The 25,689-nt window shown below is 69.8% G+C and carries 24 protein-coding genes; 20 read left to right on the plus strand and 4 right to left on the minus strand.

Translation table 11 applies throughout. From position 1 onward, the window contains the following. Nucleotides 1–193 precede the first annotated feature (193 nt). Entirely contained in the window at nt 194–1,795 is a 1,602-nt protein-coding gene (locus AB0903_RS01970; RefSeq protein ID WP_366697979.1) for an ABC transporter substrate-binding protein, read from the plus strand. Between the two features lie 135 nt (nt 1,796–1,930). On the opposite strand, the gene AB0903_RS01975 is transcribed toward AB0903_RS01970, so the two are convergent. Together AB0903_RS01975 and AB0903_RS01980 are read right to left on the minus strand one after the other, a co-directional pair. Continuing rightward, a complete protein-coding gene (locus tag AB0903_RS01975) occupies nt 1,931–2,602 on the minus strand; it encodes a response regulator transcription factor (RefSeq protein WP_366697981.1) in 672 nt (223 codons plus the stop codon). A gap of 13 nt (nt 2,603–2,615) precedes the next feature. Beyond that, nucleotides 2,616–3,641 carry a RecB family exonuclease gene (locus tag AB0903_RS01980; RefSeq protein ID WP_366697983.1) on the minus strand — a complete coding sequence of 342 codons (1,026 nt, stop codon included), beginning with the start codon at nt 3,639–3,641 and terminating at the stop codon, nt 2,616–2,618. A 144-nt stretch (nt 3,642–3,785) separates the two neighbouring features. Here AB0903_RS01980 and AB0903_RS01985 point away from each other — a divergent pair, with 144 nt between their 5' ends. From AB0903_RS01985 to AB0903_RS01995, 3 genes are all read left to right on the plus strand, one after another. Further along, the gene (locus tag AB0903_RS01985) at nt 3,786–5,030 is read left to right on the plus strand and encodes a site-2 protease family protein (protein ID WP_366697985.1); all 1,245 of its coding nucleotides are present in this window, start codon (nt 3,786–3,788) and stop codon (nt 5,028–5,030) included. An 18-nt stretch (nt 5,031–5,048) separates the two neighbouring features. Beyond that, nucleotides 5,049–5,936, plus strand: a complete 888-nt coding sequence (locus tag AB0903_RS01990; RefSeq protein WP_005319518.1) for a tRNA (adenine-N1)-methyltransferase — start codon at nt 5,049–5,051, stop codon at nt 5,934–5,936. A gap of 238 nt (nt 5,937–6,174) precedes the next feature. After that, nucleotides 6,175–6,756: a hypothetical protein gene (locus AB0903_RS01995; protein ID WP_366697987.1), complete on the plus strand. Its 582-nt coding sequence runs from the start codon at nt 6,175–6,177 to the stop codon at nt 6,754–6,756. A 4-nt stretch (nt 6,757–6,760) separates the two neighbouring features. Here the strand turns inward: AB0903_RS01995 and AB0903_RS02000 are convergent, their stop codons facing one another. Further along, nucleotides 6,761–7,072, minus strand: coding sequence for a ferredoxin (locus tag AB0903_RS02000; protein ID WP_366697989.1), 312 nt, complete (start codon nt 7,070–7,072; stop codon nt 6,761–6,763). A 264-nt stretch (nt 7,073–7,336) separates the two neighbouring features. Between AB0903_RS02000 and arc the strand changes: the two genes are divergently transcribed. The 5 genes from arc to prcA all read left to right on the plus strand — a co-directional run bounded on the left by arc (nt 7,337) and on the right by prcA (nt 13,095). Then, nucleotides 7,337–9,103 carry a proteasome ATPase gene (arc, locus tag AB0903_RS02005; protein WP_366697991.1) on the plus strand — a complete coding sequence of 589 codons (1,767 nt, stop codon included), beginning with the start codon at nt 7,337–7,339 and terminating at the stop codon, nt 9,101–9,103. Between the two features lie 257 nt (nt 9,104–9,360). Next, entirely contained in the window at nt 9,361–10,872 is a 1,512-nt protein-coding gene (gene dop, locus AB0903_RS02010) for a depupylase/deamidase Dop (protein WP_366697993.1), read from the plus strand. 120 nt (nt 10,873–10,992) lie between these two features. After that, nucleotides 10,993–11,211, plus strand: a complete 219-nt coding sequence (locus AB0903_RS02015) for a ubiquitin-like protein Pup (protein ID WP_366697995.1) — start codon at nt 10,993–10,995, stop codon at nt 11,209–11,211. 145 nt (nt 11,212–11,356) lie between these two features. Continuing rightward, a complete protein-coding gene (gene prcB / locus AB0903_RS02020; protein ID WP_366697997.1) occupies nt 11,357–12,202 on the plus strand; it encodes a proteasome subunit beta in 846 nt (281 codons plus the stop codon). A 44-nt stretch (nt 12,203–12,246) separates the two neighbouring features. Beyond that, nucleotides 12,247–13,095 carry a proteasome subunit alpha gene (prcA, locus tag AB0903_RS02025; RefSeq protein WP_366697999.1) on the plus strand — a complete coding sequence of 283 codons (849 nt, stop codon included), beginning with the start codon at nt 12,247–12,249 and terminating at the stop codon, nt 13,093–13,095. Between the two features lie 74 nt (nt 13,096–13,169). Here the strand turns inward: prcA and AB0903_RS02030 are convergent, their stop codons facing one another. After that, nucleotides 13,170–14,219 carry a LacI family DNA-binding transcriptional regulator gene (locus AB0903_RS02030; RefSeq protein WP_366698001.1) on the minus strand — a complete coding sequence of 350 codons (1,050 nt, stop codon included), beginning with the start codon at nt 14,217–14,219 and terminating at the stop codon, nt 13,170–13,172. A 157-nt stretch (nt 14,220–14,376) separates the two neighbouring features. On the opposite strand from AB0903_RS02030, the gene AB0903_RS02035 reads away from it, so the two are divergent. The 11 genes from AB0903_RS02035 to AB0903_RS02085 all read left to right on the plus strand — a co-directional run bounded on the left by AB0903_RS02035 (nt 14,377) and on the right by AB0903_RS02085 (nt 25,652). Continuing rightward, entirely contained in the window at nt 14,377–15,660 is a 1,284-nt protein-coding gene (locus AB0903_RS02035) for an MFS transporter (protein WP_366698003.1), read from the plus strand. 9 nt (nt 15,661–15,669) lie between these two features. Continuing rightward, nucleotides 15,670–17,031, plus strand: coding sequence for a Pup--protein ligase (pafA, locus tag AB0903_RS02040; RefSeq protein WP_366698005.1), 1,362 nt, complete (start codon nt 15,670–15,672; stop codon nt 17,029–17,031). Nucleotides 17,032–17,183: 152 nt separating this feature from the next. Continuing rightward, a complete protein-coding gene (locus AB0903_RS02045) occupies nt 17,184–18,125 on the plus strand; it encodes an FKBP-type peptidyl-prolyl cis-trans isomerase (RefSeq protein WP_366698007.1) in 942 nt (313 codons plus the stop codon). Between the two features lie 65 nt (nt 18,126–18,190). Further along, on the plus strand, nt 18,191–18,565 hold the full coding sequence (locus AB0903_RS02050) for an FKBP-type peptidyl-prolyl cis-trans isomerase (RefSeq protein WP_366698009.1): 375 nt from the start codon (nt 18,191–18,193) through the stop codon (nt 18,563–18,565). 126 nt (nt 18,566–18,691) lie between these two features. Beyond that, on the plus strand, nt 18,692–19,651 hold the full coding sequence (locus AB0903_RS02055; protein WP_366698011.1) for a WYL domain-containing protein: 960 nt from the start codon (nt 18,692–18,694) through the stop codon (nt 19,649–19,651). Between the two features lie 16 nt (nt 19,652–19,667). Further along, nucleotides 19,668–20,672 carry a WYL domain-containing protein gene (locus AB0903_RS02060; RefSeq protein WP_366698012.1) on the plus strand — a complete coding sequence of 335 codons (1,005 nt, stop codon included), beginning with the start codon at nt 19,668–19,670 and terminating at the stop codon, nt 20,670–20,672. Beyond that, nucleotides 20,669–20,941 (plus strand): hypothetical protein, encoded by a 273-nt coding sequence (locus tag AB0903_RS02065; protein WP_366698014.1) that lies wholly within the window; start codon nt 20,669–20,671, stop codon nt 20,939–20,941. Before AB0903_RS02060 ends, AB0903_RS02065 begins: the two co-directional genes overlap by 4 nt. 44 nt (nt 20,942–20,985) lie before the next feature. Beyond that, the gene (locus AB0903_RS02070; protein ID WP_366698016.1) at nt 20,986–21,183 is read left to right on the plus strand and encodes a hypothetical protein; all 198 of its coding nucleotides are present in this window, start codon (nt 20,986–20,988) and stop codon (nt 21,181–21,183) included. A 153-nt stretch (nt 21,184–21,336) separates the two neighbouring features. Further along, a complete protein-coding gene (gene tatA, locus AB0903_RS02075) occupies nt 21,337–21,621 on the plus strand; it encodes a Sec-independent protein translocase subunit TatA (protein ID WP_366698389.1) in 285 nt (94 codons plus the stop codon). 73 nt (nt 21,622–21,694) lie between these two features. Beyond that, entirely contained in the window at nt 21,695–22,645 is a 951-nt protein-coding gene (gene tatC / locus AB0903_RS02080) for a twin-arginine translocase subunit TatC (RefSeq protein ID WP_366698018.1), read from the plus strand. 178 nt (nt 22,646–22,823) lie between these two features. Continuing rightward, a complete protein-coding gene (locus AB0903_RS02085) occupies nt 22,824–25,652 on the plus strand; it encodes a DEAD/DEAH box helicase (RefSeq protein ID WP_366698020.1) in 2,829 nt (942 codons plus the stop codon). Nucleotides 25,653–25,689: the final 37 nt, after the last annotated feature.

A 25,689-nucleotide genomic window follows, 5' to 3' on the forward strand; every position in this document is an offset into this window, starting at 1 on the left:
CCGACTAATCTCGACGCCGAGAGCTTCGCCGCATCACCGTGGTGTCCCCGTCGGCCACCCAGCCGTCGGGAACACAGGACCGATCGTCTGTATCCCCGGCCCGATCGCGCCGCCCAGACCGGGCGGAGGCGGCGGAGTGTCTTGCACACATCGCTGTATCACAGTGCCGGATGGATGAGGGAGAACGTCCAGGATGAACCGTAAGACTTTGGTGCTGCCGGCCGTGGTCGGCCTGCTCGCACCCGTGCTCGTCGCCTGCGGCAGCACGGACGGCGGGTCCGGCGGCGGTGACGCCATAGTCGTGGGCACCACGGACCAGTTCGTCGCCGGCGAGGACGCCCCGGCACCCCTGGACCCGGCCTACGCCTACGACACCGGCGCCTGGAACGTCCTGCGGCAGACCCTGCAGACCCTGATGCACACCCCCCGCGGCGGCGGCGAGCCCGTGCCGGACGCGGCGGAGTCCTGCCTCTTCACGGACACCGTGAGCGAGAGCTACCGCTGCAAACTGCGCAGCGGCCTCCAGTTCGCCGACGGCACGCCTGTGACCGCGGAGGACGTCAAGTTCTCCATCGAGCGCGTGCTCGACATCGACGCCGACAACGGCACCGCCGCCCTGCTCTCGAACATCGACACCATCGAGACCAAGGGCGACGACGAGATCATCTTCCATCTCGCCACGCCGGACGCCACCTTCCCGTACAAGCTCTCGACGCCGGCCGCCGGCATCGTCAGCAAGGCGAAGTACGACGGGAAGAAGCTGCGCGAGGGCTTCCAGGTCGACGGCTCCGGCCCGTACACGATGAAGACCGAGACCGACGGCGACAGGGTTTCCCAGCTCGTCTTCACCAAGAACCCCAAGTACAAGGGTGACTTGAAGCTCAAGAACGACAAGGTCGTCCTGCGTTCGTTCGAGGACGCCGTCTCGATGGGCAAGGCCCTCGAGTCCGGGGACATCGATCTGATGACCCGCGCCATGTCCCCGGAGCAGATCAAGGACATGCTGGAGAACCCCAAGGACGGCATCGAGCTCACCGAGGTGCCCGGCCTGGAGATCCGCTATCTCGCCTTCGACACCACGGACCCGGCGGTGAAGGACAAGGCCGTCCGCCAGGCCATGGCGTCGCTCGTCGACCGCGGCCAGATCGCCGGCGAGGTGTACGGCGCCACCGCGGAGCCGCTCTACTCGCTGATCCCGAAGAGCATCTCCGCGCACACCAACTCCTTCTTCAACAAGTACGGCGAGCCCAGCCGCAAGAAGGCCGCCGCCCTGCTGGCCGAGGCGGGTGTCGACACACCCGTCAAGCTGACGCTGCACTACACCACCGACAAGTACGGCGAGGGAACGGCCAAGGAGTTCGAGGCGCTGCGCGACCAGCTGAACGCGAGCAGGCTCTTCGACGTGACGATCGAGGGCACCGAGTGGTCCAAGTTCCGGCCCGCCCAGAAGCGCGGTGACTACGCCGTATACGGCCTCGGCTGGTTCCCGGACTTCCCGGACCCGGACAACTACACCGCACCGTTCCTCGACGAGGGCAACTTCCTCAACTCGCCCTACGTGAGCGAGAAGGCCCGGCAACTCATCCCGCAGTCGCGGCGCGAGGTCGACCGCACGGCGGCCGCCCCGGCCTTCAAGCAGATCCAGGACATCGTGGCCGACGACATCCCGGTGCTGCCGCTGTGGCAGGGCAAGCAGTACGTCGCGGCACGCGGGGGCGTCATCGGCGTCGAGTCGGTGCTGAACGCGAGCTCCGACCTTCAGCTGTGGGAGCTGTCCAAGGGCGGAGCCGCCTGATCCCGGCGGCCCTGCGGACACCGACGGCCGGCCTCCGGCAACTGCTTCGGGCAGCTGCCGGAGGCCGGCCGTTCCGGTGGCGAACACGATATCGGCGGCGCCCGGGGTGCCGGGCGCCGCTTCCTGCGTCGATTCCTACTGGGCGCCGGGGCGCACCAGCCCGCTCTCGTACGCGTACACCGTCGCCTGGACCCGGTCGCGCAGGCTCAGCTTCGTGAGCACATGGCCGACGTGCGTCTTGACGGTCGTCTCACTGACGAAGAGGTCCGCCGCGATCTCCGCGTTGGACAGTCCGCGGGCGACCAGCTTGAGCACCTCCACCTCACGGTCGGTCAGCGTGCGCAGCGTGTCCGGGGCAGGCTCCTCGCCGGACGGCAGGTGATCGGCGTACTTGTCGAGCAGCCTGCGGGTGATGCTCGGCGCCAGCATGGCCTCGCCCGCTGCGACCACCCGGATCGCCTGGACCAGCTCGCCCGCGGGTGCGTCCTTCAGCAGGAAGCCGCTCGCGCCGGCCCGCAACGCCTCCACCACGTACTCGTCGAGATCGAAGGTCGTCAGCACCAGGACCTTCGCCGGGCCGTCCCGGCCGGGTCCGGTGACCTGCCGGGTCGCCTCCACGCCGTCCATCCGGGGCATCCGGATGTCCATCAGCACCACGTCGGGCTGGAGCGCCCGGACCTGGTCGAGCGCCTGGAGGCCGTCCCCGGCCTCACCGACCACCGCGATGTCCTGCTCTGCCTCGAGGATCATCCGGAAACCGGTGCGCAGCAGTGGTTGGTCGTCGACCAGTAGGACGCGGATAGCCACGGGTACTCCTTTTTTAGACCGGGCCCATTCTGCCCTGATCGTCCTCGGCCGATTCGCGCGGGGAAACACGCAGCGGATAAACCGGGGGAGTGCCGCCGAATTCAGGACACACCGACTGGTGGTCGCACCAGCCGCACAGCTTCGTGGGCCGCGGCCGCCAGTCGCCCGTCTCCGTCGCCAGCCGGATCGCGTCCCACAACGCCAGCAACTTGCGCTCGATGCGCTCCAGATCGGCCGGCACCGGGTCGTACGTCAGCACATCGCCGCTGCCCAGATACACCAGCTGCAGCCGGCGCGGCACCACCTGCTTCAGCCGCCAGATCACCAGCGCGTAGAACTTCATCTGGAACAGGGCGCCCTCGCTGTACTCCGGACGCGGGGCCTTGCCCGTCTTGTAGTCGACGATCCGCACCTCGCCCGTCGGCGCGATGTCCACCCGGTCGATCACACCGCGCAGCCGCAGCCCCGAATCCAGCTCCGTCTCCACGAACATCTCCCGCTCGACCGGCTCCAGCCGTGTCGGGTCCTCCAGCGTGAACCACCGCTCCACCAGCCGCTCCGCCTCACCGAGCCAGCGCGTCAGCCGCTCGCCGCCACCGTCCTCGGCGAAGAGCCCGCCCAGCTCGGGCCGCGACTGGAGCAGCCGGTCCCACTGGCCGGGAATCATCGCCTTCGCGCGGGGCGCCGTCCGCTCGGCCGCCGGATCGTCGAAGAGCCGCTCCAGCACCGCGTGTACCAGCGTCCCGCGTGTCGCCGCCTCGCTCGGCTTCTCGGGCAGTCTGTCGATCACCCGGAACCGGTAGAGCAGCGGGCACTGCATGAAGTCGCTCGCACGCGACGGCGAGAGCGACGCAGGACGCGCGACGCGCGGGGACTCCTCCGCGGCGCAGTCCGCCCCCGCGGACGCCCCCGCGCAGTCCTCGGCGACGGACACGGCTGCCCCGGCGGCGGTCACCGGCACCGGCGGTCCGCCGGACGGGACCGGCACGGAAGGTCCGCCGGGCGCGACCGGCTCCGCGGGCTGCTGACTCGTACTCATGACGCAGACCCTACGGCCCGCCGCTGACAGCGAGCGGCATACCATCGACGACAGAACCCGAGCACTGCATCATTTCGAGCGGACGACGTACGAACGGCACTCTCGCCGACACAGTTGCCGACGCATCTGCAACGAAGGGAACCCGTGAAAGAGGACGACACGAGCGGTGAGCGCGAGCGGGCGCGGACCGGGCCGGACAAGCCGTCCGGCGGTGGCAGGTCCCGGCGCCCCGCCGGGCCGGGCGGTGGCATCCTGATGGGCCGCCCCTTCGGCGTTCCCGTGTACGTCGCCCCGAGCTGGTTCGTCGTCGCCGCGCTGATCACCTGGGTCTTCGGCGGACAGCTCGACCGCGTCCTGCCCGAGCTCGGCAACGCACGCTACCTGGTGTCCCTGTTCTTCGCCGTCGCCTTCTACGCCTCCGTGCTCGTCCACGAACTGGCCCACACCGTCGCGGCCCTCCGCTTCAAACTCCCGGTCCGCCGCATCCAGCTGCAGTTCTTCGGCGGAGTCTCGGAGATCGAGAAGGAGACGGAGACCCCGGGCCGTGAATTCTGGCTCGCCTTCGTCGGACCGCTCCTCTCGCTCGTCCTCGGCGGCGTCTTCTACCTCGGCCTGTACGCGGTGGAGCCGGACACCGTGCCCGGCGTGCTCCTCGCCGGTCTGATGATCTCCAACCTGATCGTGGCCGCCTTCAACCTGCTGCCCGGCCTCCCGCTCGACGGCGGCCGGATGCTGCGCGCCGTCGTGTGGAAGATCACCGGCAGGCCCATGGCCGGCACCGTCGCGGCCGCCTGGGTCGGCCGGGCCCTGGCCGTCGCCGTCCTCATCGGCCTGCCGCTGCTCACCCACACCGGTGCCCTCGGGAACTCCACCGAGGACATCGGGGGCATGGAGACCGTCACCGACGCCCTGCTCGCCGCCATCCTCGCCGCGATCATCTGGACCGGGGCCGGCAACAGCCTGCGGATGGCCCGTCTGCGTGAACACCTGCCCGAGCTCGCGGCCCGCGCCCTGACCCGCCGTGCCGTGCCCGTCGAGTCCGGCACCCCCCTGTCCGAGGCCCTGCGCCGCGCCAACGAGGCCGGAGCCCGAGCCCTCGTCGTCGTGGACGGCCAGGGCGACCCGACCGGAATCGTCCGCGAGGCGGCCATCGTCGGCGTCCCCGAGCACCGCCGCCCCTGGGTAGCGGTCGGGGGCCTCTCCCAGGACCTCACCGAGGGTATGAAGGTTCCCGCGGAACTCGCCGGCGAAGCCCTGCTCGACACCCTGCGCACCACCCCCGCCAGTGAGTACCTCGTCCTGGAGGAGACCGGCGAGATCTACGGTGTCCTGTCCGCCGCGGACGTCGAACGGGCCTTCGTCGCAGCCATGGCACGCCCCGGTTCCTGAACCCCATACACTGGTCACATGTCCGAACCGACCGGTGCCGCCCGCCGTCGCGGGCCCTTCAAGGTCGGGGACCAGGTCCAGCTCACCGACCCCAAGGGACGCCACTACACGTTCACGCTCGAGGCCGGAAAGAACTTCCACACCCACAAGGGTTCTTTCCCGCACGACGAGCTGATCGGCGCTCCCGAGGGCAGTGTTGTCCGAACCACGGGAAACGTCGCCTACCTCGCGCTGCGCCCCCTGCTCCCCGACTACGTCCTGTCCATGCCCCGCGGCGCCGCCGTGGTCTACCCCAAGGACGCGGGGCAGATCCTGGCCTTCGCCGACATCTTCCCCGGCGCCCGCGTCGTGGAGGCCGGGGTGGGCTCCGGCTCGCTCAGCAGCTTCCTCCTGCGCGCCATCGGCGACCACGGCATGCTGCACTCCTACGAGCGCCGTGCGGACTTCGCGGAAATCGCGCAAGCGAACGTCGAACGCTACTTCGGTGGCCCGCACCCCGCCTGGCAGCTCACCGTCGGCGACCTCCAGGACAACCTGACCGACGCCGACGTCGACCGGGTCATCCTGGACATGCTCGCCCCCTGGGAGTGCCTCGAAGCCGTCTCCAAGGCACTCGTCCCCGGCGGCATCCTGTGCTGCTACGTGGCCACCACAACCCAGCTGGCGCGCACGGTCGAGTCCATCCGGGAGATCGGCTGCTTCGCCGAGCCGCAGCCGTGGGAGTCGATGATCCGCAACTGGCACGTCGAGGGCCTGGCCGTGCGCCCCGACCACCGGATGATCGGGCACACCGGTTTCCTGGTCACCGCCCGCCGCCTCGCCGACGGAGTCGAGCCCCCGATGCGCCGACGCCGGCCCGCCAAGGGTGCCTACGGCGAGGACTACGAGGGCCCCAACAAGGGCTGACGGGCCGTACCCGAAGGTCACGAGGCCGTACCCGATACAACGCACCGAAGCCGCCGCCGAGTTCCCGTGCCCCGCACGGAACTCGGCGGCGGCTTTCTTGTGTTGGGCCGGGAACCCGGGCTCGAGCGGCCTCGTGCCTCTACCCGAGCCTTACGGACCCCGCTGTTCCGGTCCCGTGTGACGTATGGCACGATGCTGGCCACCCCCGCCGGCACAGCCCTCCCAGGAGACCCCTCGCGTGCAGAACTCGGCAGCCGTCCCGGACCTCGCGCACACCCACGCCCGCCCGGTGCACTGGCTGGCCACGGCAGCGGCGATGGCCGCAGTGGTGGCGGGCGCAGGACTGACGCAGCCCGAGACCGCCACGGCCTCCCAGCCCGGCGGCGGCCGGGAGACCACCACGGTGGCGGCCCCCGTTCCCGCGCCCGACCCCGCGGCCGTGCGGCTGCCCCTCGAATGCGGCGGCCTGGGCAGCGTCGTCGTCAAGAAGGCGACGGGCGACCTCGACGGCGACGGCACGCCGGAGACCGTGGTGGCCGCGCGGTGCGACGCGGGCTCCGGCACACCCCCCAGCGGCGTCTACGTACTCGCGAACGGACGGGACTCCGGTCCCAGGGTGGTCGCCACTCTCGTCGAGCCCGGCGAGAAGCAGAGCGTCGGCGCGCTCGCGGTGCGTGACGCCGCCGTTACGGCGACCCTGTTCGGCTACTCGTCGGCGGCCGTGCCCGGCTGCTGTCCCGACGAGCGCCGACAGGTCAAGTGGCAGTGGCAGGGCGGGAAGTTCGTCCGTGGCGCGCAGCCCGAGGCGCGGAGTATGTGATCCGTCACTCCGCGTCGGGGCCGTAGACCTCCACCTTGTCCGAAACCCGGCGGACGTGGATGCAGTCGCCCGGGCACTCCTTGGCGGAGTCCACGACGTCGGTCAGCAGCGGCAGCGGCACCGGCGTTGTGGCGCCCGGGCTCTGGAGCAGTTCGTCCTCGCCGGACTTCACATATGCCAGTCCGTCGATGTCGAGCTCGAAGACCTCGGGCGCGTACTGCGCGCAGATTCCGTCCCCCGTGCACAGGTCCTGGTCGATCCAGACCTCGAGTGCCTCCGCGGCACCGTCGGTGGGAACCTCGTGCTGCACGGTCATATCTCCTGCCGTTTCCTTCGTCGGGTGTAGCTCTGTGAAGCAAGTCGTGCCACCCCTGACGGGTGTTGAACGCTTCGACGATACAACCGCCCGCTTCCCGATGTTGCGGGGTGGGTATCCGGTGGGTATTCCCCTCGCAGGAGGAAGAGCGCAAGGGTGAAGATCGGACACACCCCTTCCGTCTTTGTGATCTAGGGGTTTCAATCACCACCCACACAGGTAGGGTCAGGAAGCGTCCAGCTCCCCTTGGAGGAGGTGAGGACCGTGGCAGCCCACGACGACGACATCAACCGCGGCATCCGGCCGGGGCGGGGGTCTGAAGACCCAGCCGGCCAGGTTGCCTATCTCGAGCAGGAAATCGCCGTCCTGCGCCGCAAGCTCGCCGACTCTCCGCGACACACGAGGATTCTCGAAGAGCGGATCGTCGAGTTGCAGACAAACCTGGCCGGCGTGTCCGCTCAGAACGAGCGGCTCGCCAACACGCTCCGTGAGGCCCGCGACCAGATCGTGGCCCTCAAGGAGGAGGTCGACCGGCTCGCCCAGCCGCCGGCCGGCTTCGGTGTCTTCCTGCAGGCCAACGAGGACGGCACCTGCGACATCTTCACCGGGGGCCGCAAGCTCCGGGTGAACGTCAGCCCCAGCGTCGAGCTCGAAGAGCTCCGGCGCGGCCAGGAAGTCATGCTCAACGAAGCGCTCAATGTGGTCGAGGCCATGGAGTTCGAGCGCGCCGGGGACATCGTCACTCTCAAGGAGATCCTTGAGGACGGCGAGCGCGCCCTGGTGATCGGCCACACCGACGAGGAGCGCGTGGTCCGGCTCGCCGAGCCGCTGCTGGACATGAGCATCCGCCCCGGTGACGCCCTGCTGCTCGAGTCGCGCTCCGGATACGTGTACGAGGTGATCCCCAAGAGCGAGGTCGAGGAGCTGGTCCTCGAGGAGGTCCCCGACGTCGACTACACCAGGATCGGCGGCCTCGGCGGCCAGATCGAGATGATCCGGGACGCCGTAGAGCTTCCGTATCTGCATCCCGACCTCTTCAAGGAGCACGAACTGCGGCCGCCGAAGGGCATCCTGCTCTACGGCCCGCCGGGATGCGGCAAGACACTGATCGCGAAGGCCGTCGCCAACTCCCTTGCGAAGAAGGTCGCCGAGGTGACCGGCCGGCCCGCGGGGAAGAGCTACTTCCTCAACATCAAGGGCCCCGAGCTCCTCAACAAGTACGTCGGTGAGACCGAGCGGCACATCCGCCTGGTCTTCCAGCGTGCCCGCGAGAAGGCGAGCGAGGGTACCCCCGTCATCGTCTTCTTCGACGAGATGGAGTCCCTCTTCCGCACCCGCGGGTCCGGTGTCAGCTCGGACGTGGAGAACACCATCGTCCCGCAGCTCCTCGCCGAGATCGACGGTGTCGAGGGCCTGGAGAACGTGATCGTCATCGGCGCCTCCAACCGCGAGGACATGATCGACCCCGCGATCCTGCGGCCGGGCCGGCTCGACGTCAAGATCAAGATCGAGCGTCCGGACGCGGAGGCCGCCAAGGACATCTTCGCCAAGTACCTGACCCCCTCGCTCCCGCTGCACGCCGACGACCTCGCCGAGCACAGCGGATCGAAGGAGGCCGCGGCCCACGCCATGATCCAGTCGGTCGTGGAGCAGATGTACGCGGAATCCGAGGAGAACCGCTTCCTCGAGGTCACGTACGCCAACGGTGACAAGGAAGTCCTCTATTTCAAGGACTTCAATTCCGGCGCGATGATCCAGAACATCGTCGACCGGGCCAAGAAGATGGCCATCAAGGCATTCCTCGACCACAACCAGAAGGGCCTTCGGGTCTCCCACCTCCTCCAGGCTTGCGTGGACGAGTTCAAGGAGAACGAGGACCTCCCCAACACCACCAACCCCGACGACTGGGCCCGCATCTCCGGCAAGAAGGGCGAGCGGATCGTCTTCATCCGTACCCTTGTCACCGGAAAGCAGGGCGCGGACACCGGCCGGTCCATCGACACGGTGGCGAACACCGGTCAGTACCTGTAAGGGCACACCGGCTGCGGATGCGCCGCCCCCTCCCGTAGGCGGGGGCCGGCGCATCCGCAGCCGGCTGCTTTCCGGTCAGGGTCCGGCCACACTGCAGTAATGACGAAATTGATCTCCCCAGCCACGCAGCGGCGTTCTAGGCTCTTTCGTACCGCCGGGTCGCGCAGTGCGGGGACGGGCACCGCGCACGCACCGGAGCACCCGCGGTACTTGAGCGCCGTTCCCGGAGGGGGACGCCGCCGGGCAAGGAGGGCCGCATGACCGTACGGCGAGTAATGGGCATCGAGACGGAGTACGGGATCTCCGTCCCCGGCCACCCGAACGCCAATGCCATGCTCACCTCGTCCCAGATCGTCAACGCCTACGCGGCGGCGATGCACCGGGCGCGCCGCGCCCGCTGGGACTTCGAGGAGGAGAATCCGCTGCGGGACGCCCGCGGCTTCGACCTCGCCCGCGAGGCCGCCGACTCCAGCCAGCTCACCGACGAGGACATCGGCCTGGCCAATGTCATCCTCACCAACGGCGCCAGGCTCTACGTCGACCACGCCCACCCCGAGTACAGCTCGCCCGAGGTCACGAACCCGCTCGACGCCGTCCTCTGGGACAAGGCCGGGGAGCGGATCATGGCGGAGGCGGCCGAGCGGGCCGCACAGCTTCCCGGCGCCCAGCCGATCCACCTCTACAAGAACAACACCGACAACAAGGGCGCCTCCTACGGCACGCACGAGAACTACCTGATGAAGCGGGAGACCCCCTTCTCTGACATCGTGCGCCACCTCACCCCGTTCTTCGTCTCCCGGCAGGTCGTCACCGGCGCAGGCCGGGTCGGAATCGGCCAGGACGGCCATGAGCACGGGTTCCAGCTCAGTCAGCGCGCGGACTACTTCGAGGTCGAGGTCGGGCTCGAGACCACGCTCAAGCGCCCCATCATCAACACCCGGGACGAGCCCCACTCCGACGCGGAGAAGTACCGCCGCCTCCATGTGATCATCGGCGACGCGAACCTCTCCGAGATCTCGACGTACCTCAAGCTGGGCACCACGGCCCTGGTGCTCTCGATGATCGAGGACGGCTTCATCGCGGTCGACCTCGCCGTCGAGCAGCCGGTGCGGACGCTGCACCAGGTCTCGCACGACCCGGGTCTCAAACAGCTGATCACGCTCCGCAGTGGCCGCACACTCACCGCCGTGCAGCTCCAGATGGAGTACTTCGAGCTCGCTCGCAAGTACGTCGAGGACCGTTTCGGCGCCGACGTGGACGAGCAGACCAAGGACGTTCTGGCTCGCTGGGAGGACACCCTGGGCAGGCTCGAGACCGATCCGATGAGCCTGGCCGGCGAACTGGACTGGGTCGCCAAGCGTGAGCTGATGGAGGGCTACCGCCGCCGTGACCAGCTGGAGTGGGACGCCGCCCGGCTCCACCTGGTGGACCTCCAGTACGCGGACGTGCGCCCTGACAAGGGCCTGTACAACCGCCTGGCGGCCCGCGGCAGGATGAAGCGCCTGCTGGATGAGAGTGCGGTGGAACGGGCGCAGACGAAGCCTCCTGAGGACACCAGGGCCTATTTCCGTGGCCGCTGCCTCGACCAGTACGCGGACGACGTGGCCGCGGCCTCCTGGGACTCGGTGATCTTCGATCTGCCGGGCCGTGACTCTCTGCAACGGGTCCCCACGCTGGAGCCCCTGCGCGGCACCCGCAACCACGTCAAGGAGCTGCTGGACCGCTGCCGTACCGCGGAAGACCTGCTCCGGGTGCTCTCCGGGGGCTGAAATGGCCTCCGGCCGGGAATCATGAAAGTGGGCCCCGGACGTTGGAGGAAGTGCGGGGCCGATGTCGGACCCCGCGAGTAGGGTCTGATCAGATACATCGAACCGAGCGGGGTGAGGTGCATGGCGACCAAGGACACCGGCGGCGGACAGGAGCGCGCGACGCGCTCCACGGAAGAGGTCGAGGAGCAGGCGCAGGACGCGCAGGCCGCGGAGGACCTCAAGGAGCGCCAGGAGAAGCTCTCGGACGACGTCGATTCCGTGCTCGACGAAATCGACGACGTCCTTGAGGAGAATGCCGAGGACTTCGTGCGGTCATTTGTGCAAAAGGGCGGTCAGTAGCCCTGGTCGTCCCCCTGGTGCCGTCGGCGAAGGCCGGGGGCACCGGGGCGGATGACCGGCGTCGGCGCGGGTAAGGTCCGTGCACAGCTTGAAAGATCGGCCCGCGCGTGAAGCGGCGGGCCGCCGCCAATCCGGAAGGAAACGCGTGGAAGCCAACACTCGTAGCACCGGGCGTCTGCCGGCTGCCTTCCTGACGCCCGGGTCCTCGTCGTTCATGGACTTCCTGGGCGACCACTCGCCCGACCTGCTGCCCGGCAAGCGTGCCCTGCCGCCCCTGCAGGGTGCCATCGAGGCGCCGCACGGGACGACGATCGTCGCCACCACCTTCCCCGGTGGTGTGGTGCTCGCCGGTGACCGGCGGGCGACGATGGGAAACATGATCGCGCAGCGCGACATCGAGAAGGTCTTCCCGGCCGACGAGTACTCGGCGGTGGGCATCGCGGGCACCGCCGGTCTCGCCGTGGAGATGGTCAAACTGTTCCAGCTGGAGCTGGAGCACTTCGAGAAGGTCGAGGGGGCCCAGCTCTCGCTCGAGGGCAAGGCGAACCGCCTCTCCACGATGATCCGCAGCAACCTCGGCATGGCGATGCAGGGCCTCGCCGTCGTCCCGCTCTTCGCCGGTTACGACATCGACCGGGAGAAGGGCCGTATCTTCTCGTACGACGTGACGGGCGGCCGCTCCGAGGAGCACGGGTTCGCGGCGACCGGCTCGGGCTCGATCTTCGCCCGCGGGGCGATGAAGAAGCTCTACCGCGAGGATCTGACCGAGCAGCAGGCCACCACTTTGGTGATCCAGGCGCTGTACGACGCGGCGGACGACGACTCGGCCACGGGCGGGCCGGACGTGGCCCGGCGTATCTATCCGATCGTCACCGTCATCACCGACGAGGGTTTCCGCCGGCTCACCGACACGGAGTCGTCCGAGATCGCGCGCTCGATCCTCGAGGGCCGCCTCACCCAGCCCGACGGTCCGCGCGCCGCGCTCCTGTGACGGCTCCGATGTACTCGCCTCTGACAGAAAGGGACGGATAGCCGGTGTCGACGCCGTTCTATGTCTCACCCCAGCAGGCCATGGCCGACCGGGCGGAGTACGCCCGCAAGGGCATCGCCCGTGGCCGCAGCCTCGTCGTGCTGCAGTATGCCGACGGCATCGTCTTCGTCGGCGAGAACCCGTCCCGTGCCCTGCACAAGTTCAGCGAGATCTACGACCGGATCGGCTTCGCCGCCGCCGGCAAGTACAACGAGTACGAGAATCTCCGCATCGGTGGCGTGCGCTACGCGGACCTGCGCGGTTACACCTACGACCGCGACGATGTGACGGCCCGCGGCCTGGCGAACGTGTACGCGCAGACCCTCGGCACCATCTTCTCGAGCGCCGGTGAGAAGCCGTACGAGGTGGAGCTGGTGGTCGCCGAGGTCGGCGCCTCCCCGGAGGGTGACCAGATCTACCGGCTGCCGCACGACGGTTCGATCGTGGACGAGCACGGCTCGGTCGCGGTCGGCGGCAACGCCGAGCAGATCAGCGGTTTCCTCGACCAGCGGCACCGGGACGGCATGTCGCTGGCGGAGGCCCTGAAGCTGGCCGTGCAGGCGCTTTCCAGCCAGTCGAACGGGAACGACCGTGAGATCCCGGCGGAGCGCCTGGAGGTCGCGGTGCTGGACCGTACGCGGCCGCAGCAGCGGAAGTTCAAGCGGATCGTGGGGCGGCAGCTGGCGCGGCTGCTCGAGGCCGACGGCGCCGCTTCCACGCCGACGGACGCGCCGTCCGACGAGGAGACGGACGAGTCCCGGGGCACCTCCGGAACGAGCACTCCCGGCACCGGCGGTGCCGGCTCCGGCACTCCCGGCACCAGCACCCCGGACTCCCCGGACCAGTCCGGCTGACCGACGGCTGTGCCCCGGGCCGCACGGGCGGTCCGGGGCACAGTCATGTCCGGGCACGGTGAGGCCGGGGAGTGTCAGACCGGCGGGGGCGCGGAGGAGCCCCGCACGACGAGTTCGACGGGCAGGCGGCCCTCCTCGGGGCTCCGGCCGTCAAGGGTGTCCAGCAGCGCGGTCATGCCGCGCTCGCCGACCTGTTCCGCGGGCAGTCGGACGGTGGTGAGTTCGGGTTCGACGGCGGTGGCGAGGGCGAGGTCGTCGAAGCCGGTGACCGAGACGTCCTCGGGCACTCGCAGCCCGAGCCGGCGGGCCGCCTTGCAGGCGCCGGCGGCGAGGATGTCGTCGTCGCACACGATGGCCGTGGGACGGGGGCCGGGGGCGGTGAGCGCCCGCACGGCGGCCTCCCGGCCGCTGTCCACGTCCAGCGGAGCGGTGACCGTGCGCACCCGGGCGCCGGCCACGGCGTCCGTCGCGGCGTGGAGCGCGCCGGCGCGTACGTCGAAGGTCCAGGAGGCCACGGCGGAGGCAAGGTGCACGATCCGCCGGTGGCCGAGCGTGAGCAGGTGGTCGGCGACCTGGCGCATCCCGTCGGCGACGTCGAGGTTGACGTGGGCGGCCGCGCCGGTGTCCGCGGGATCGCTGTCGAGCATGACCAGGGGCAGGTCGGTGCCGCGGATGGCGGTGAGTGCCCGGACGGCCATCGAGGACGCGATCACGCCGTCCAGGGCGGTGCGGGCGGACGCGAACGGGTCCCTGGCGGGTCCGACGCCTTCCGGTGAGGGGTACAGGACGACGCCGAAGCCGTGCTGTGCGGCGACGGCGGCCGCGCCGGTGTAGACGCGGGCGAAGAAGTCGTTGGTGAGGGCCGGGACGACGAGGAGCGCGGTCCTGGTACGGCCGAGGCGGAGACTGCGGGCGGCGAGGTTGGGCCGGTAGCCCAGCTCCCGGGCCGCGTCGCGGACGACGGCGGCGGTCCGTTCGGAGACCCGGCCGCGCCACTTGTCGCCGAGCACGAGGGAGACGGTGGCCTGGGAGACGCCGGCGGCGCGGGCGACGTCCCGGCTGGTGGGGCGGTTGGTCTCCGCTCCGGCGGCGGGGGGACGGTCCTGCGGGGCCCGGTGTGCCATCTGCTCCCGTCCTCGGCCGCCCGTCGGTGGTGTCACGGGAGTCCGGGGCGGCGGCGCTGTGGACCCGCGGACTGTCGACATGGTACTTATGGAGCTCACGTTATACGTAAAACCTCGCCCATGGTCGCAAGCCCGGAGACGGGGGAGAGGGGACGGCATGGCCGCCGGCTACGCAGACATTCTCAAGGCGCCGCACGCCGCACGGCTGCTCACCGGCACCCTCGTCGGGAGGCTGCCCAACGCGACCGCCCACATCGCCATCGTGCTCTTCACCCGCGCCGAGGGCGGCAGCTACACCCTCGCAGGCGCCCTTGCCGCCGTGTACGGTCTGGCCACCGCCGTCGGCCAGCCGCTGCTGGGCCGGGCCGTGGACCTGTACGGGCAGCCCAGGGTGCAGCTGCCGGCCGCCGTCGTCTCCGCGCTGGGTATGTTCCTGTTCGCCGCGGCCGGTACCGGATCGCTGCTCGTCGCGTACACCGGCGTGGCCGTCGCCGGGCTGTTCACGCCTCCGCTCGAGGGAGGTCTGCGCGCCCTGTGGCCCGGCGTGCTGGGCGGGGAGGAACGGGTGCACCGGGCCTACGCCCTGGACGCGGTGGCCCAGGAGATCATGTTCACCGTCGGTCCGCTGCTGGTGACGCTGCTCGTGTCGCTCTGGTCGCCCGCCGCCGCGCTGCTGGTGATCAACGCCATAGGTGTCGTCGGCGCCCTGTCGGTCGTTCTGTCGGAACCGTCCCGGGCCTGGCGCTCCGCGCCGCGCGAGGCGCACTGGCTGGGCGCGTTGCGCTCGCCGGGTCTGCTCGCGCTGCTCGGTGCGTTCTTCTTCGTCGGTCTGGCCCTCGGGTCGATCACGGTCGCGGGTGTGGCGTACGCCGACGACCACGGGCGCGAGTCCGTGTACGGCTGGCTGATGGCCGCGCTCGGTCTCGGCGCGCTCATCGGCGGTACCGCGTACGGGGCGCGGCAGTGGGCCGGGGCGCCGGAGCGGCGGCTGCGGATCATCGTGGCGCTGCTGGCCGCCGGCTACCTCCCGTTGGTCCTCACGCCCGGCGTGGTGGCGATGACGGCGCTGTCGGGGCTCGCTGGCGTGTTCCTCGCGCCCGCGATCGCCTGCGCGTTCATCGTCGTCGACCGGCACGCGCCGCGCGGCACGGTCACCGAGGCGTTCTCCTGGCTGGTGACCACCTTCGGCGTGGGCGCGGCCGCCGGCACGGCCGTCGCGGGCCCGGCGGTCGAGATCGGCGGTACGGCATGGAGTTTCGCCGTCGCGGGGGCCGGAGGAATCGCCGCCCTTGTGGTCCTGACGGCCACTCAGCGGGTACTCGCGGTTCCCGGCCGGACCGAGGACGTCACGGGGTCGGGGCCCCGTGTCGTCACCCACTCATCGGAAAACGATCGAAACGGTGCCGCCCAACCCGGTTTCAGCTCAGGCCCTGAGGCGTAATGTTCAGACATGGACCGCCGCATTTTCGGGCTGGAGAACGAGTACGGCGTCACGTGCACGTTCAGGGGACAGCGCCGACTGTCACCTGACGAAGTGGCGCGCTACCTCTTCCGCCGTGTCGTGTCATGGGGCCGCAGCAGCAATGTCTTTCTGCGGAACGGCGCCCGCCTGTACCTCGACGTGGGTTCGCATCCGGAATACGCAACACCCGAATGCGACAATGTGACCGAGCTGGTCACGCACGACAAGGCCGGCGAGCGCATTCTCGAGGGCCTTCTCGTCGACGCCGAACGCCGCCTGCACGAGGAAGGAATCGCGGGCGACGTCTATCTCTTCAAGAACAACACCGACTCGGCGGGAAACTCCTACGGCTGCCACGAGAACTATCTCGTCGCGCGGCACGGCGAGTTCTCGCGGCTGGCCGACATCCTCATTCCGTTCCTGGTCACCAGGCAGCTGATCTGCGGCGCGGGAAAGGTGCTGCAGACGCCCCGCGGAGCGGTCTACTGCGTCAGCCAGCGCGCGGAGCACATCTGGGAGGGCGTCAGCTCCGCCACGACCCGTTCGCGCCCCATCATCAACACCCGTGACGAACCGCACGCGGACGCCGAGCGGTACCGCCGGCTCCATGTCATCGTCGGCGACTCCAACATGTCGGAGACGACGATGCTGCTGAAGGTCGGCGCGACCGACCTGGTGCTGCGCATGATCGAGGCGGGCACGGTCATGCGCGACCTCACCCTGGAGAATCCGATCCGGGCCATCCGCGAGGTCAGCCACGACACCACGGGCCAGCGCAAGGTGCGCCTCGCCAGTGGCCGGGAGGCGTCCGCGCTGGAGGTGCAGCGCGAGTACTACGAGAAGGCGGTCGACTTCGTCGACCGGCGCGGCATCCGCACCGGCACGGTCGAGCAGGTCCTGGAGCTGTGGGGCCGCACGCTGGACGCGATCGAGCAGGAGGACCTCGACCGGATCGGCACCGAGATCGACTGGGTCATGAAGTACAAGCTGCTGGAGAGGTATCGCGCCAAGCACAACATGTCCATGTCGCACCCCAGGGTCGCGCAGATAGACCTCGCCTACCACGACATCCACCGCCGGCGCGGCCTGTACTACCTGCTGGAGAAGAAGGGCCAGGCCGCCCGGATCTGCAACGACCTGAAGATCTTCGAGGGCAAGTCGGTGCCCCCGCAGACCACCAGGGCTCGGCTGCGAGGCGACTTCATCCGGCGGGCGCAGGAGCAGCGGCGGGACTTCACCGTCGACTGGGTGCACCTCAAGCTCAACGACCAGGCACAGCGCACGGTGCTGTGCAAGGACCCCTTCCGGTCGGTCGACGACAGGGTGGAGAAGCTCATCGCCGGTATGTGATTCCGCTGCGATCCCACCACCGGCCGCCGGTCTCCGGGCGTGTCGCACGTGTGTCGGAACGTCACCCGGGCCCCGTACGTTTCTCGTGCGGGGCCCTCGGCACGGCCTAGAGTGTCCCGCATCTACCGAGCCGTTAGAGATCTGAGGACCACGTGCGCCGACTTGCCGGCCTGCTCGTCGTACCCCTGCTGCTGTTGACGACAGCGGCGTGCGGCGACGACAAGGGCTCCGATTCCGCTTCCACCTCGATGACGAACGGGCTGCCCACGATCACCGAGGGCGCGAAGTTCGGGGAGAAGCCGACTCTCGCCAAGGGTGAGGGCGAGCCCCCCGAGGACCTGAAGGTCAACGTCGTCAGCGAGGGCAAGGGGCAGACGCTCAAGAAGGGCGATGTCGCCCAGGTCGACTACCTGGGCCAGGTGTGGGACGGCGAGGAGCCGTTCGACAACAGCTTCGACCGCGGCGAGCCGTTCACCGTGACGCTCGGCGGAGGCGGTGTCATCGAGGGATGGCAGCAGGCGCTCGACGGTCAGAAGGTCGGCAGCCGCCTCGAGGTGTCGATCCCGCCGGATCTGGGTTACGGCCCGCAGGAGCAGGGCAGCATCCCGGCCAATTCCACGCTGGTGTTCGTCATGGACATCGTCAAGGGCACCACGCTCCCGGTCTCCGCCGAGGGCAGCGAGGTCGCCCAGGACAACATCGACCTGCCCAGGGTCGGCACGAACACGGACGGCGAGAAGCCGTCGCTCACCGTGCCGGAGAAGGATGCGCCGGCGAAGCTCGTGTCGAACTACGTGATCGAGGGCAAGGGGCCCGCGGTCAAGGCCACGGACACGCTGTCCGTGAAGTACCAGGGCGTCCTGTGGAAGGACGGCAAGGAGTTCGACAGCAGCTACGCCAGGGGCAACGCGCCGGTGAGCTTCCCGCTCGCGCAGGTCATCCCGGGCTGGCAGAAGGGCCTCGAGGGCAAGAAGGTCGGCAGCCGCGTGCTGCTCGTCGTCCCGCCGGACATGGGCTACGGAGACCAGGAGCAGCAGGGCATCCCGGCCAAGTCCACCCTGGTCTTCACGGTCGACATCCTGGCCGTTCAGTAGGCGGGCCGGGACATTCTGCAAGACTGTCCCGGTTGATCGCTGAGAGAACGCAAGGAGCAGCATCCGTGAGCATCGAGAAGCCCGAGATCGACTTCCCGGGCGGCGAACCGCCGGCCGACCTGGAGATCAAGGACATCTGGGAGGGCGACGGCCCGGTGGCGAAGGCGGGTGACGCCGTCTCGGTCCACTACGTGGGCGTTGCCTTCTCCACCGGCGAGGAGTTCGACGCCTCCTGGAACCGCGGCACGCCGCTGCAGTTCCAGCTGGGCGCCGGCCAGGTCATCTCCGGCTGGGACCAGGGCGTGCAGGGCATGAAGGTCGGCGGGCGCCGCCAGCTGACCATCCCCCCGCACCTCGCTTACGGGGACCGCGGCGCCGGCGGCGGCCGTATCGCCCCCGGTGAGACGCTGATCTTCGTCTGCGACCTGGTCGGAGTCTGAGACCGACCGCCGGTGACGGCGCGAGGGCCCGTGCCCCAGGGCACGGGCCCTCGCTTTTGTCCGGACACCCCGGGGCGGTACGGTCGACAGGCATAAGGAACTTCATAAAAGAGGTGAAGGGCGTCGATGGCCATTGCCAAGGCCGAGCGGCTGATGAATCTGGCGCTGTGCCTGCTCGGGACGAGGCGCCCGCTCAGCAAGCGCGAGCTGCGCGGGTCCATCGAGGCATACCTGGAGGCGGGCTCCGACGACTCCTTCAACCGGATGTTCGAGCGCGACAAGGATGATCTGCGCGAACTCGGCCTGGTGATCGAGACGGTGGAGAACCTCGACGGGGACGTCGGCTATCTGGCGCGCCGGGACAGCAACCGGCTGCCGCCCATCACCCTGGACGCCGAGGAGGCCGCCGCGCTGGGCCTGGCCGCCAAGGTGTGGCAGCAGGCGAGGCTGGCGGGGGCCGCCAGCGGCGCCCTGCAGAAGCTCCGGGCCGCCGGAATGCCGGAGACCGAGGACGCGTACGAACTCCACCACAGCGCCCTCGAACCGCGCATCCCCGTGCACGAGGCGGCCTTCGAGCCGCTGATGCTCGCCTGCCGTGACCGGCGGCCGGTCCTCTTCGACTACCGCAAGGCCAACTCGGCCCGCCCCGAGCAGCGCCACGTCGAACCGTGGACGCTCGAATGCTGGCGCGGACACTGGTATCTGGCCGGTTTCGACCGCGGCCGGGGCGCCGAGCGCGTCTTCCGCCTCTCCCGTATCGCCGGCAAGGTCCGGTCCTCCCGCTCGGGGGCGTTCACCGTGCCCGTGCCCGACGTCGTCACCGTCCGGGAGACCGTCGAGAGCTGGGCCGGGGAGACGGCGACCCGCTCGGCGCTGATCCGGCTCAGGACCGGCTGCGGCTATCCGCTGCGTTCCCGGGCCACCGCCGTACGGGAACTCGGCGACGGGTGGGACGAGTTGGAGATTCCGTACGGACACGGTCTGGACGCCTGGCTCGTCGAGTTCGGGCCGGACGTCGTCGTGCAGGAGCCCGCGGACCTGCGGGCGGACGTGGTCGACCGGCTGCGTGCCGTGGCCAAGGGCTGAGGGGGAGTCGCGGACCATGGCGGCCAATGCCATCGACCAGACGCGGCGGATGCTGTCGCTGGTGACGTATCTGCGGGAGCGCCCCGGCGCGCACATCGCGGACGTCGCCCGCGCCTTCGGCATCACCGAGGACGAGCTGATCTCCGACCTCGACGTGCTGCCCATGTGCGGGACCAGCTTCCGCGGCGGCGATCTGCTGGACATCGACACCGACGGCGAGCGGATCTGGTGGCGCAACCCGGACGCGTCCGGGGAGTCCACCGCGGAGCCGCTGCGGCTGGCCGCCGACGAGGCGACCGCCCTGCTCGTCGCGGCCCGTGCCGTGGCGACGCTCCCCGGGCTTCGGGAGGGCGACCGCGAGGCGCTGCTGCGGGCCACCGCGAAGGTCGAGGGCGCGGCCGGTGAGGCGGCGGGCGCCAGCTCCCGGCTCTCGGTGACCTTCGAGTCGGAGGGCGGGGTGTTCGCCGACGTCGACCGGGCGATCTCGGAGCGCCGGCGGCTCTGGCTGCGCTACTACTCGCCCGCCCGCGACGAGCTCACCGAGCGCGAGGTGGACCCGATCCGGCTCTTCGCCGTCGGCCATACGTACATGGAGGCATGGTGCCGCCTCTCCGAGGCGCGCCGCACCTTCCGGCTCGACCGGGTCGCGGAGATCCGGCTGCTCGACGCACCGGCCGCACCGCCCGAGATCGAACTGCGGGACCTCTCCGAGGGCTTGGTGCAGCCGTCCGCCGACGACCCGGAGGTCGTCGTCGAGGTTGCCCCCGGCGGGCGCTGGGTCGCCGAGTACTACCCGCACGACCGGGCGGAGGAGCTGCCCGACGGTGGTCTGCGCATCACGCTGCGTACGCCCTCGCCCGCGTCGCTGCGCAGGCTCGCGCTGCGGCTCGGCGGGGACGGACGGATCGTGTCGCCGCAGGACCTCGCGGACAGCGCCCGCACGGCGGCGCGTGACGCCCTGGCCGCGTACGAGTGCCACGAACGGCAGGAACCCGAGCCGCAGGGAGTCGGCGCATCATGACCGTGACACCGTGGACCCCCGCGATGTCGCCGGTCCCCGCCCGCGTCGGGCCGGTGCTCTTCAAGGCCGCCTGCCCCGACTGCCGGGCCCGCTTCGAGCTGTCCGCGGGGGCACTTCGCCTCGCCATCGGCGGCAGCCGCCGCACCACGTTCTACTCCTTCACCTGCCCGGAGTGCGGTTCCTCGGTCCGCAAGCCGGCCGGTGAACGCATTGTGGAACTGCTCACGGACGGTGGGGTGCGGACCCTGCGCCTGCACTCCACCGTGTGACGTCCTGTTCGAGAACCGCTACGGGAACGGTCTAGGCTCTGCGCATGTTCTGGCCCATGCTCGCCATCGCACTCGGCTTCCTGGGGATCGCGGTCCTCGGGGTCCTCGGTATCAAGGTCTTCATCGAGGCACAGCGCCTGGGCCGTGAGGTGGCCCGCACCGCGGAACGCGTCAACCGGGCCGCCGAGGACCTGGAACGCGCCGCCACCGGCCTCGCCCGCTCCGGCGAGACACTGCGCTGACCGGCCGGGCGGGGCCTGGCCGGACGGACGGAAGATACGCGGGCATTGCTATGCGTTCACTCACCAGGGTTACGATGACTTCTCGTGCGGGCCTTCACGCAGTCCTGCTCCATAGCGTCCGCTAATCATGTGACCTCGGTCAGAAGGTAGGCAATCATGGGTCAGGTAGGTGTCTGGCAACTGGCCATCATCGTGGGGCTCGTCGTGCTCCTCTTCGGGGCCAAGAAGCTCCCCGAAATGGCACGCTCGCTGGGCAAGTCCGCCCGCATCCTCAAGAGCGAGGCCGCCGCGATGAAGAAGGACGGCTCTGCGACGGACGACACCCAGAACGACTCCGGGAGCACGGCACAGAGCGCGCCCAAGACCATCCAGGCCGCTCCCGGTGACGTCTCCACGGCCCGTCCCGTCGACGAGACGAAGCACACCTCCCAGGGCTGACGCCCCACCGGATCACCGCAGGCACCGGGTGGTCGTCCTGGTGGCCGGCTGCTCCCCGAGATGAGGACCTGGGTTGCTCAAGTCTGCCCAAAAGAAGGCCAGGGATCCTGAGGGCCGCATGCCCCTGGTCGAGCATCTGCGCGAACTGCGCAACCGACTGCTCAAGGCTCTGCTGGCCGTCGTGCCGCTGATGATCGTGGCGCTGTTCTTCGCGAAGGACATCGCCGAGTTCCTGAGCGCGCCGGTGCCGCGGTGCACGAGTGACCAGGACCCGGCTGCCCAGGCCGGGAAATGCGCCGTGCTCTCCCAGATCGGCATCACGTCGCCGTTCACCACCTACGTCAAGGTGGCCGTGATGGCCGCGCTCGTGGGCGCGGCGCCGGTGTGGCTGTACCAGGTCTGGGCCTTCGTGGCCCCCGGCCTGCACAAGAACGAGAAGAAGTACGCCGTCTCCATCGTGGCGGTCGGCACTCCGCTGTTCCTGCTCGGTGCCTACCTCGCCTACTGGATCCTGCCGCTCGCCGTTCCGGTTCTGATCGGGTTCAGCGTCGAGGGCTCGATCAACTACATCACGGTCGACGACATGATCGGCATGTCGATCAAGCTGGTGCTCGCCTTCGGACTGGCCTTCCAGTTGCCGCTCATGCTCGCTCTGCTCAACGTCAGTGGTGTGATCAGCGGCGAAAGGATGCTCGGCTGGTGGCGGGGCATGGTGATGGCGATCGCCGTGTTCGCGGCCATGGTGACGCCCACCGATCCGCTGTCGATGATCGCCCTCGCGGTGCCCATGACCGCCCTGTACTTCGGCGCGGTCGGTTTCTCCCTGCTCAACGACCGCCGCAGACGGCGTGCCGAGGGTCCCGGGCTGAGCGACGACGAGGCGTCCGATCTCGACCTCGCCCCCTCTGCCCTCGGCGAGGTGGAACCGGTCGCCACCGCGGCCGCGGCCCTGCCCGAGCAGGCCACCGGCGAGGCCGACGGCGGCCGCACGCACCGGCGGGGCAGCTACGACGACATCACCTGAGGCACGGCCGACGGACGGAAAGCGGGGCACGCCACGGCGGCGGGCCCCGCTTGCGCATGTAGCGGCGGGCCCCGCTTGAGCATGTATCGGTGCCCGCCCGGCGGGTACTCCGGTAGGTGTTCTCATCCGATTAAAGATCGGCTCACTGTCAGAGGCGGCGGGTAGGCTCGTGAACAAGATGACCGAGGATCTCTCTCCCGCAGAGCGCTATGCCGCCGCCCGCGTCCGCGCCGTCGAGGAAGCCACAGCGCTGGCCCCCTTCCGCGCGATGTACGACTTCGATCTCGATCCCTTCCAGATCGAGGCATGCCAGGCCCTGGAGGCGGGCAAAGGTGTGCTCGTCGCCGCGCCCACCGGCTCGGGCAAGACCATTGTCGGCGAGTTCGCCGTCCATCTCGCCCTCGAGCAGGGCCGCAAGTGCTTCTACACCACGCCGATCAAGGCGCTGTCGAACCAGAAGTACACCGACCTGGTCAAGCGGTACGGCGCCGCCAAGGTCGGCCTGCTGACCGGTGACAACAGCGTCAACGCCGGGGCGCCGGTGGTCGTCATGACGACCGAGGTGCTGCGCAACATGCTGTACGCGGGCTCCCAGTCGCTGACGGGCCTCGGCCATGTCGTCATGGACGAGGTGCACTACCTCTCCGACCGCTTCCGCGGCGCCGTGTGGGAGGAAGTGATCATCCACCTCCCCGAGTCGGTGACCTTGGTGTCACTCTCGGCGACCGTGTCGAACGCGGAGGAGTTCGGCGACTGGCTCGACACCGTCCGCGGTGACACCGAGGTCATCGTCTCCGAACACCGCCCCGTTCCGCTGTGGCAGCACGTCATGGCCGGGCGGCGGATGTACGACCTCTTCGAGGAGGAGAGCGACCACGGCGGCCGCGGCGTCGCCCGCCGCGAGGTCAACCCCGATCTCGTGCGGCTCGCCCGGATGGAGAACAGCCGTACGTACAACCCGCGCGACCGCCGCCGCGGCAAGATGGTGCGCGAGGCGGACCGGGAGCGCGAGCGGCGGCAGCGCGGCCGTATCTGGACCCCGGGCCGGCCCGAGGTCATCGACCGGCTGGACGCCGAAGGGCTGCTGCCGGCCATCACGTTCATCTTCAGCCGCGCGGGCTGCGAGGCCGCCGTACAGCAGTGCCTCTACGCGGGCCTGCGGCTCAACGACGAGGACGCCCGCGCGAAGGTGCGCGAGATCGTCGAGGAGCGGACCTCCTCCATCCCCGGCGAGGACCTCCATGTCCTCGGCTACTACGAATGGTTGGAGGGTCTGGAGCGGGGTATCGCCGCGCACCACGCCGGGATGCTGCCGACCTTCAAGGAGGTCGTCGAGGAACTGTTCGTACGCGGCCTGGTGAAGGCCGTGTTCGCGACGGAGACGCTGGCGCTCGGCATCAACATGCCGGCCCGTTCCGTGGTGCTGGAGAAGCTCGTCAAGTGGAACGGCGAGCAGCACGCCGACATCACCCCTGGCGAGTACACCCAGTTGACGGGCCGTGCCGGACGCCGCGGCATCGACGTCGAGGGCCACGCGGTGGTCCTGTGGCAGCGGGCCATGGACCCGGGCGCGCTCGCCGGACTCGCGGGGACGCGTACGTACCCGCTGCGCTCCAGTTTCAAGCCGTCCTACAACATGGCGGTCAATCTGGTGCAGCAGTTCGGGCGGCACCGCTCGCGCGAGCTGCTGGAGACGTCGTTCGCCCAGTTCCAGGCCGACAAGTCGGTCGTGGGCATCTCCCGCCAGGTGCAGCGCAACGAGGAGGGCCTGCAGGGCTACCGCGAGGGAATGACCTGCCACCTCGGCGACTTCGAGGAGTACGCCAGGCTGCGCCGCGACCTCAAGGACCGCGAGACCGAGCTCGCCAAGCAGGGCGCCGCGCAGCGCCGGGCGGAGGCCGCCACGTCGCTGGAGCGGCTCAAGCCGGGCGACGTGATCCATGTGCCGACGGGCAAGTTCGCCGGCCTGGCGCTGGTCCTCGACCCGGGACTGCCCGCCGGGCGGACGGGCGGCCACCGCGGCTTCGAATACCACGACGGGCCGCGCCCGCTGGTGCTCACGGCGGAGCGTCAGGTCAAACGGCTGGCGTCGATCGACTTCCCGGTGCCCGTCGAGGCGCTGGAGCGGATGCGTGTCCCGAAGTCCTTCAACCCCCGCTCCCCGCAGTCGCGTCGGGACCTGGCGTCGGCGCTGCGCACGAAGGCGGGGCACATCGCGCCCGAGCGGCACCGCAAGGGCCGGTCCCCGGCGGCGGACGACCGTGAGATCAGCGGGCTCCGCGCCGCACTGCGCGCCCACCCCTGCCACGGCTGCGACGAGCGCGAGGACCACGCCCGCTGGGCGGAGCGCCACCACCGGCTCCAGCGTGACACCCGCCAGTTGGAGCGTCGTATCGAGGGCCGTACGAACACCATCGCGCGGACCTTCGACCGGATCGTCGCCCTGCTGACGGAGATGGACTACCTCCGTGGCGACGAGGTCACCGAGGACGGCAAGCGCCTCGCCCGGTTGTACGGCGAACTGGACCTGCTGGCCGGCGAATGCCTGCGCGAGGGGGTCTGGGAGGGGCTGAGCCCGGCGGAACTGGCCGCGTGCGTCTCGGCGTTGGTGTACGAGGCACGCCAGTCGGACGACGCGCTGCCGCCGAAGGTGCCGGCCGGGAAGGCGAAGGCCGCGCTGGGCGAGATGGTCCGCATCTGGGGCCGGCTGGACGCCTTGGAGGAGGAGTTCAGGATCAACCAGGCGGAGGGCGTGGGGCAGCGCGAGCCGGACCTCGGTTTCGCCTGGGCCGCGTACGAATGGGCCTCCGACAAGGGCCTCGACGCGGTGCTGCGCGAGGCGGGGATGCCCGCGGGTGACTTCGTGCGCTGGTGCAAGCAGGTCATCGACGTGCTCGGCCAGATCGCCGCGGCCGCGCCCCGGGAGAACAGCACCGTCGCGAAGAACGCCCGCAAGGCCGTCGACGCGCTTCTGCGCGGTGTGGTGGCGTACAGCTCGGTCGGCTGACGTGAGCGTTCGCGTGGGCGTTCACGTTCGCGTGGGC

It is taken from the genome of Streptomyces sp. NPDC048389, from assembly GCF_040706335.1.
In the GTDB taxonomy this organism is placed as follows: domain Bacteria; phylum Actinomycetota; class Actinomycetes; order Streptomycetales; family Streptomycetaceae; genus Streptomyces.

Bases quoted from the DNA above. Each gene is read 5' to 3' on its own strand.
- AB0903_RS01970 (WP_366697979.1), top strand. From the start codon at position 194: ATGAACCGTAAGACTTTGGTGCTGCCGGCCGTGGTCGGCCTGCTCGCA.
- AB0903_RS01980 (WP_366697983.1), bottom strand. From the start codon at position 3,641: ATGAGTACGAGTCAGCAGCCCGCGGAGCCGGTCGCGCCCGGCGGACCT.
- AB0903_RS01990 (WP_005319518.1), top strand. From the start codon at position 5,049: ATGTCCGAACCGACCGGTGCCGCCCGCCGTCGCGGGCCCTTCAAGGTC.
- AB0903_RS02000 (WP_366697989.1), bottom strand. From the start codon at position 7,072: ATGACCGTGCAGCACGAGGTTCCCACCGACGGTGCCGCGGAGGCACTC.
- dop (WP_366697993.1), top strand. From the start codon at position 9,361: ATGACCGTACGGCGAGTAATGGGCATCGAGACGGAGTACGGGATCTCC.
- AB0903_RS02015 (WP_366697995.1), top strand. From the start codon at position 10,993: ATGGCGACCAAGGACACCGGCGGCGGACAGGAGCGCGCGACGCGCTCC.
- AB0903_RS02030 (WP_366698001.1), bottom strand. From the start codon at position 14,219: ATGGCACACCGGGCCCCGCAGGACCGTCCCCCCGCCGCCGGAGCGGAG.
- AB0903_RS02035 (WP_366698003.1), top strand. From the start codon at position 14,377: ATGGCCGCCGGCTACGCAGACATTCTCAAGGCGCCGCACGCCGCACGG.
- pafA (WP_366698005.1), top strand. From the start codon at position 15,670: ATGGACCGCCGCATTTTCGGGCTGGAGAACGAGTACGGCGTCACGTGC.
- AB0903_RS02055 (WP_366698011.1), top strand. From the start codon at position 18,692: ATGGCCATTGCCAAGGCCGAGCGGCTGATGAATCTGGCGCTGTGCCTG.
- AB0903_RS02060 (WP_366698012.1), top strand. From the start codon at position 19,668: ATGGCGGCCAATGCCATCGACCAGACGCGGCGGATGCTGTCGCTGGTG.
- AB0903_RS02065 (WP_366698014.1), top strand. From the start codon at position 20,669: ATGACCGTGACACCGTGGACCCCCGCGATGTCGCCGGTCCCCGCCCGC.
- AB0903_RS02070 (WP_366698016.1), top strand. From the start codon at position 20,986: ATGTTCTGGCCCATGCTCGCCATCGCACTCGGCTTCCTGGGGATCGCG.
- AB0903_RS02085 (WP_366698020.1), top strand. From the start codon at position 22,824: ATGACCGAGGATCTCTCTCCCGCAGAGCGCTATGCCGCCGCCCGCGTC.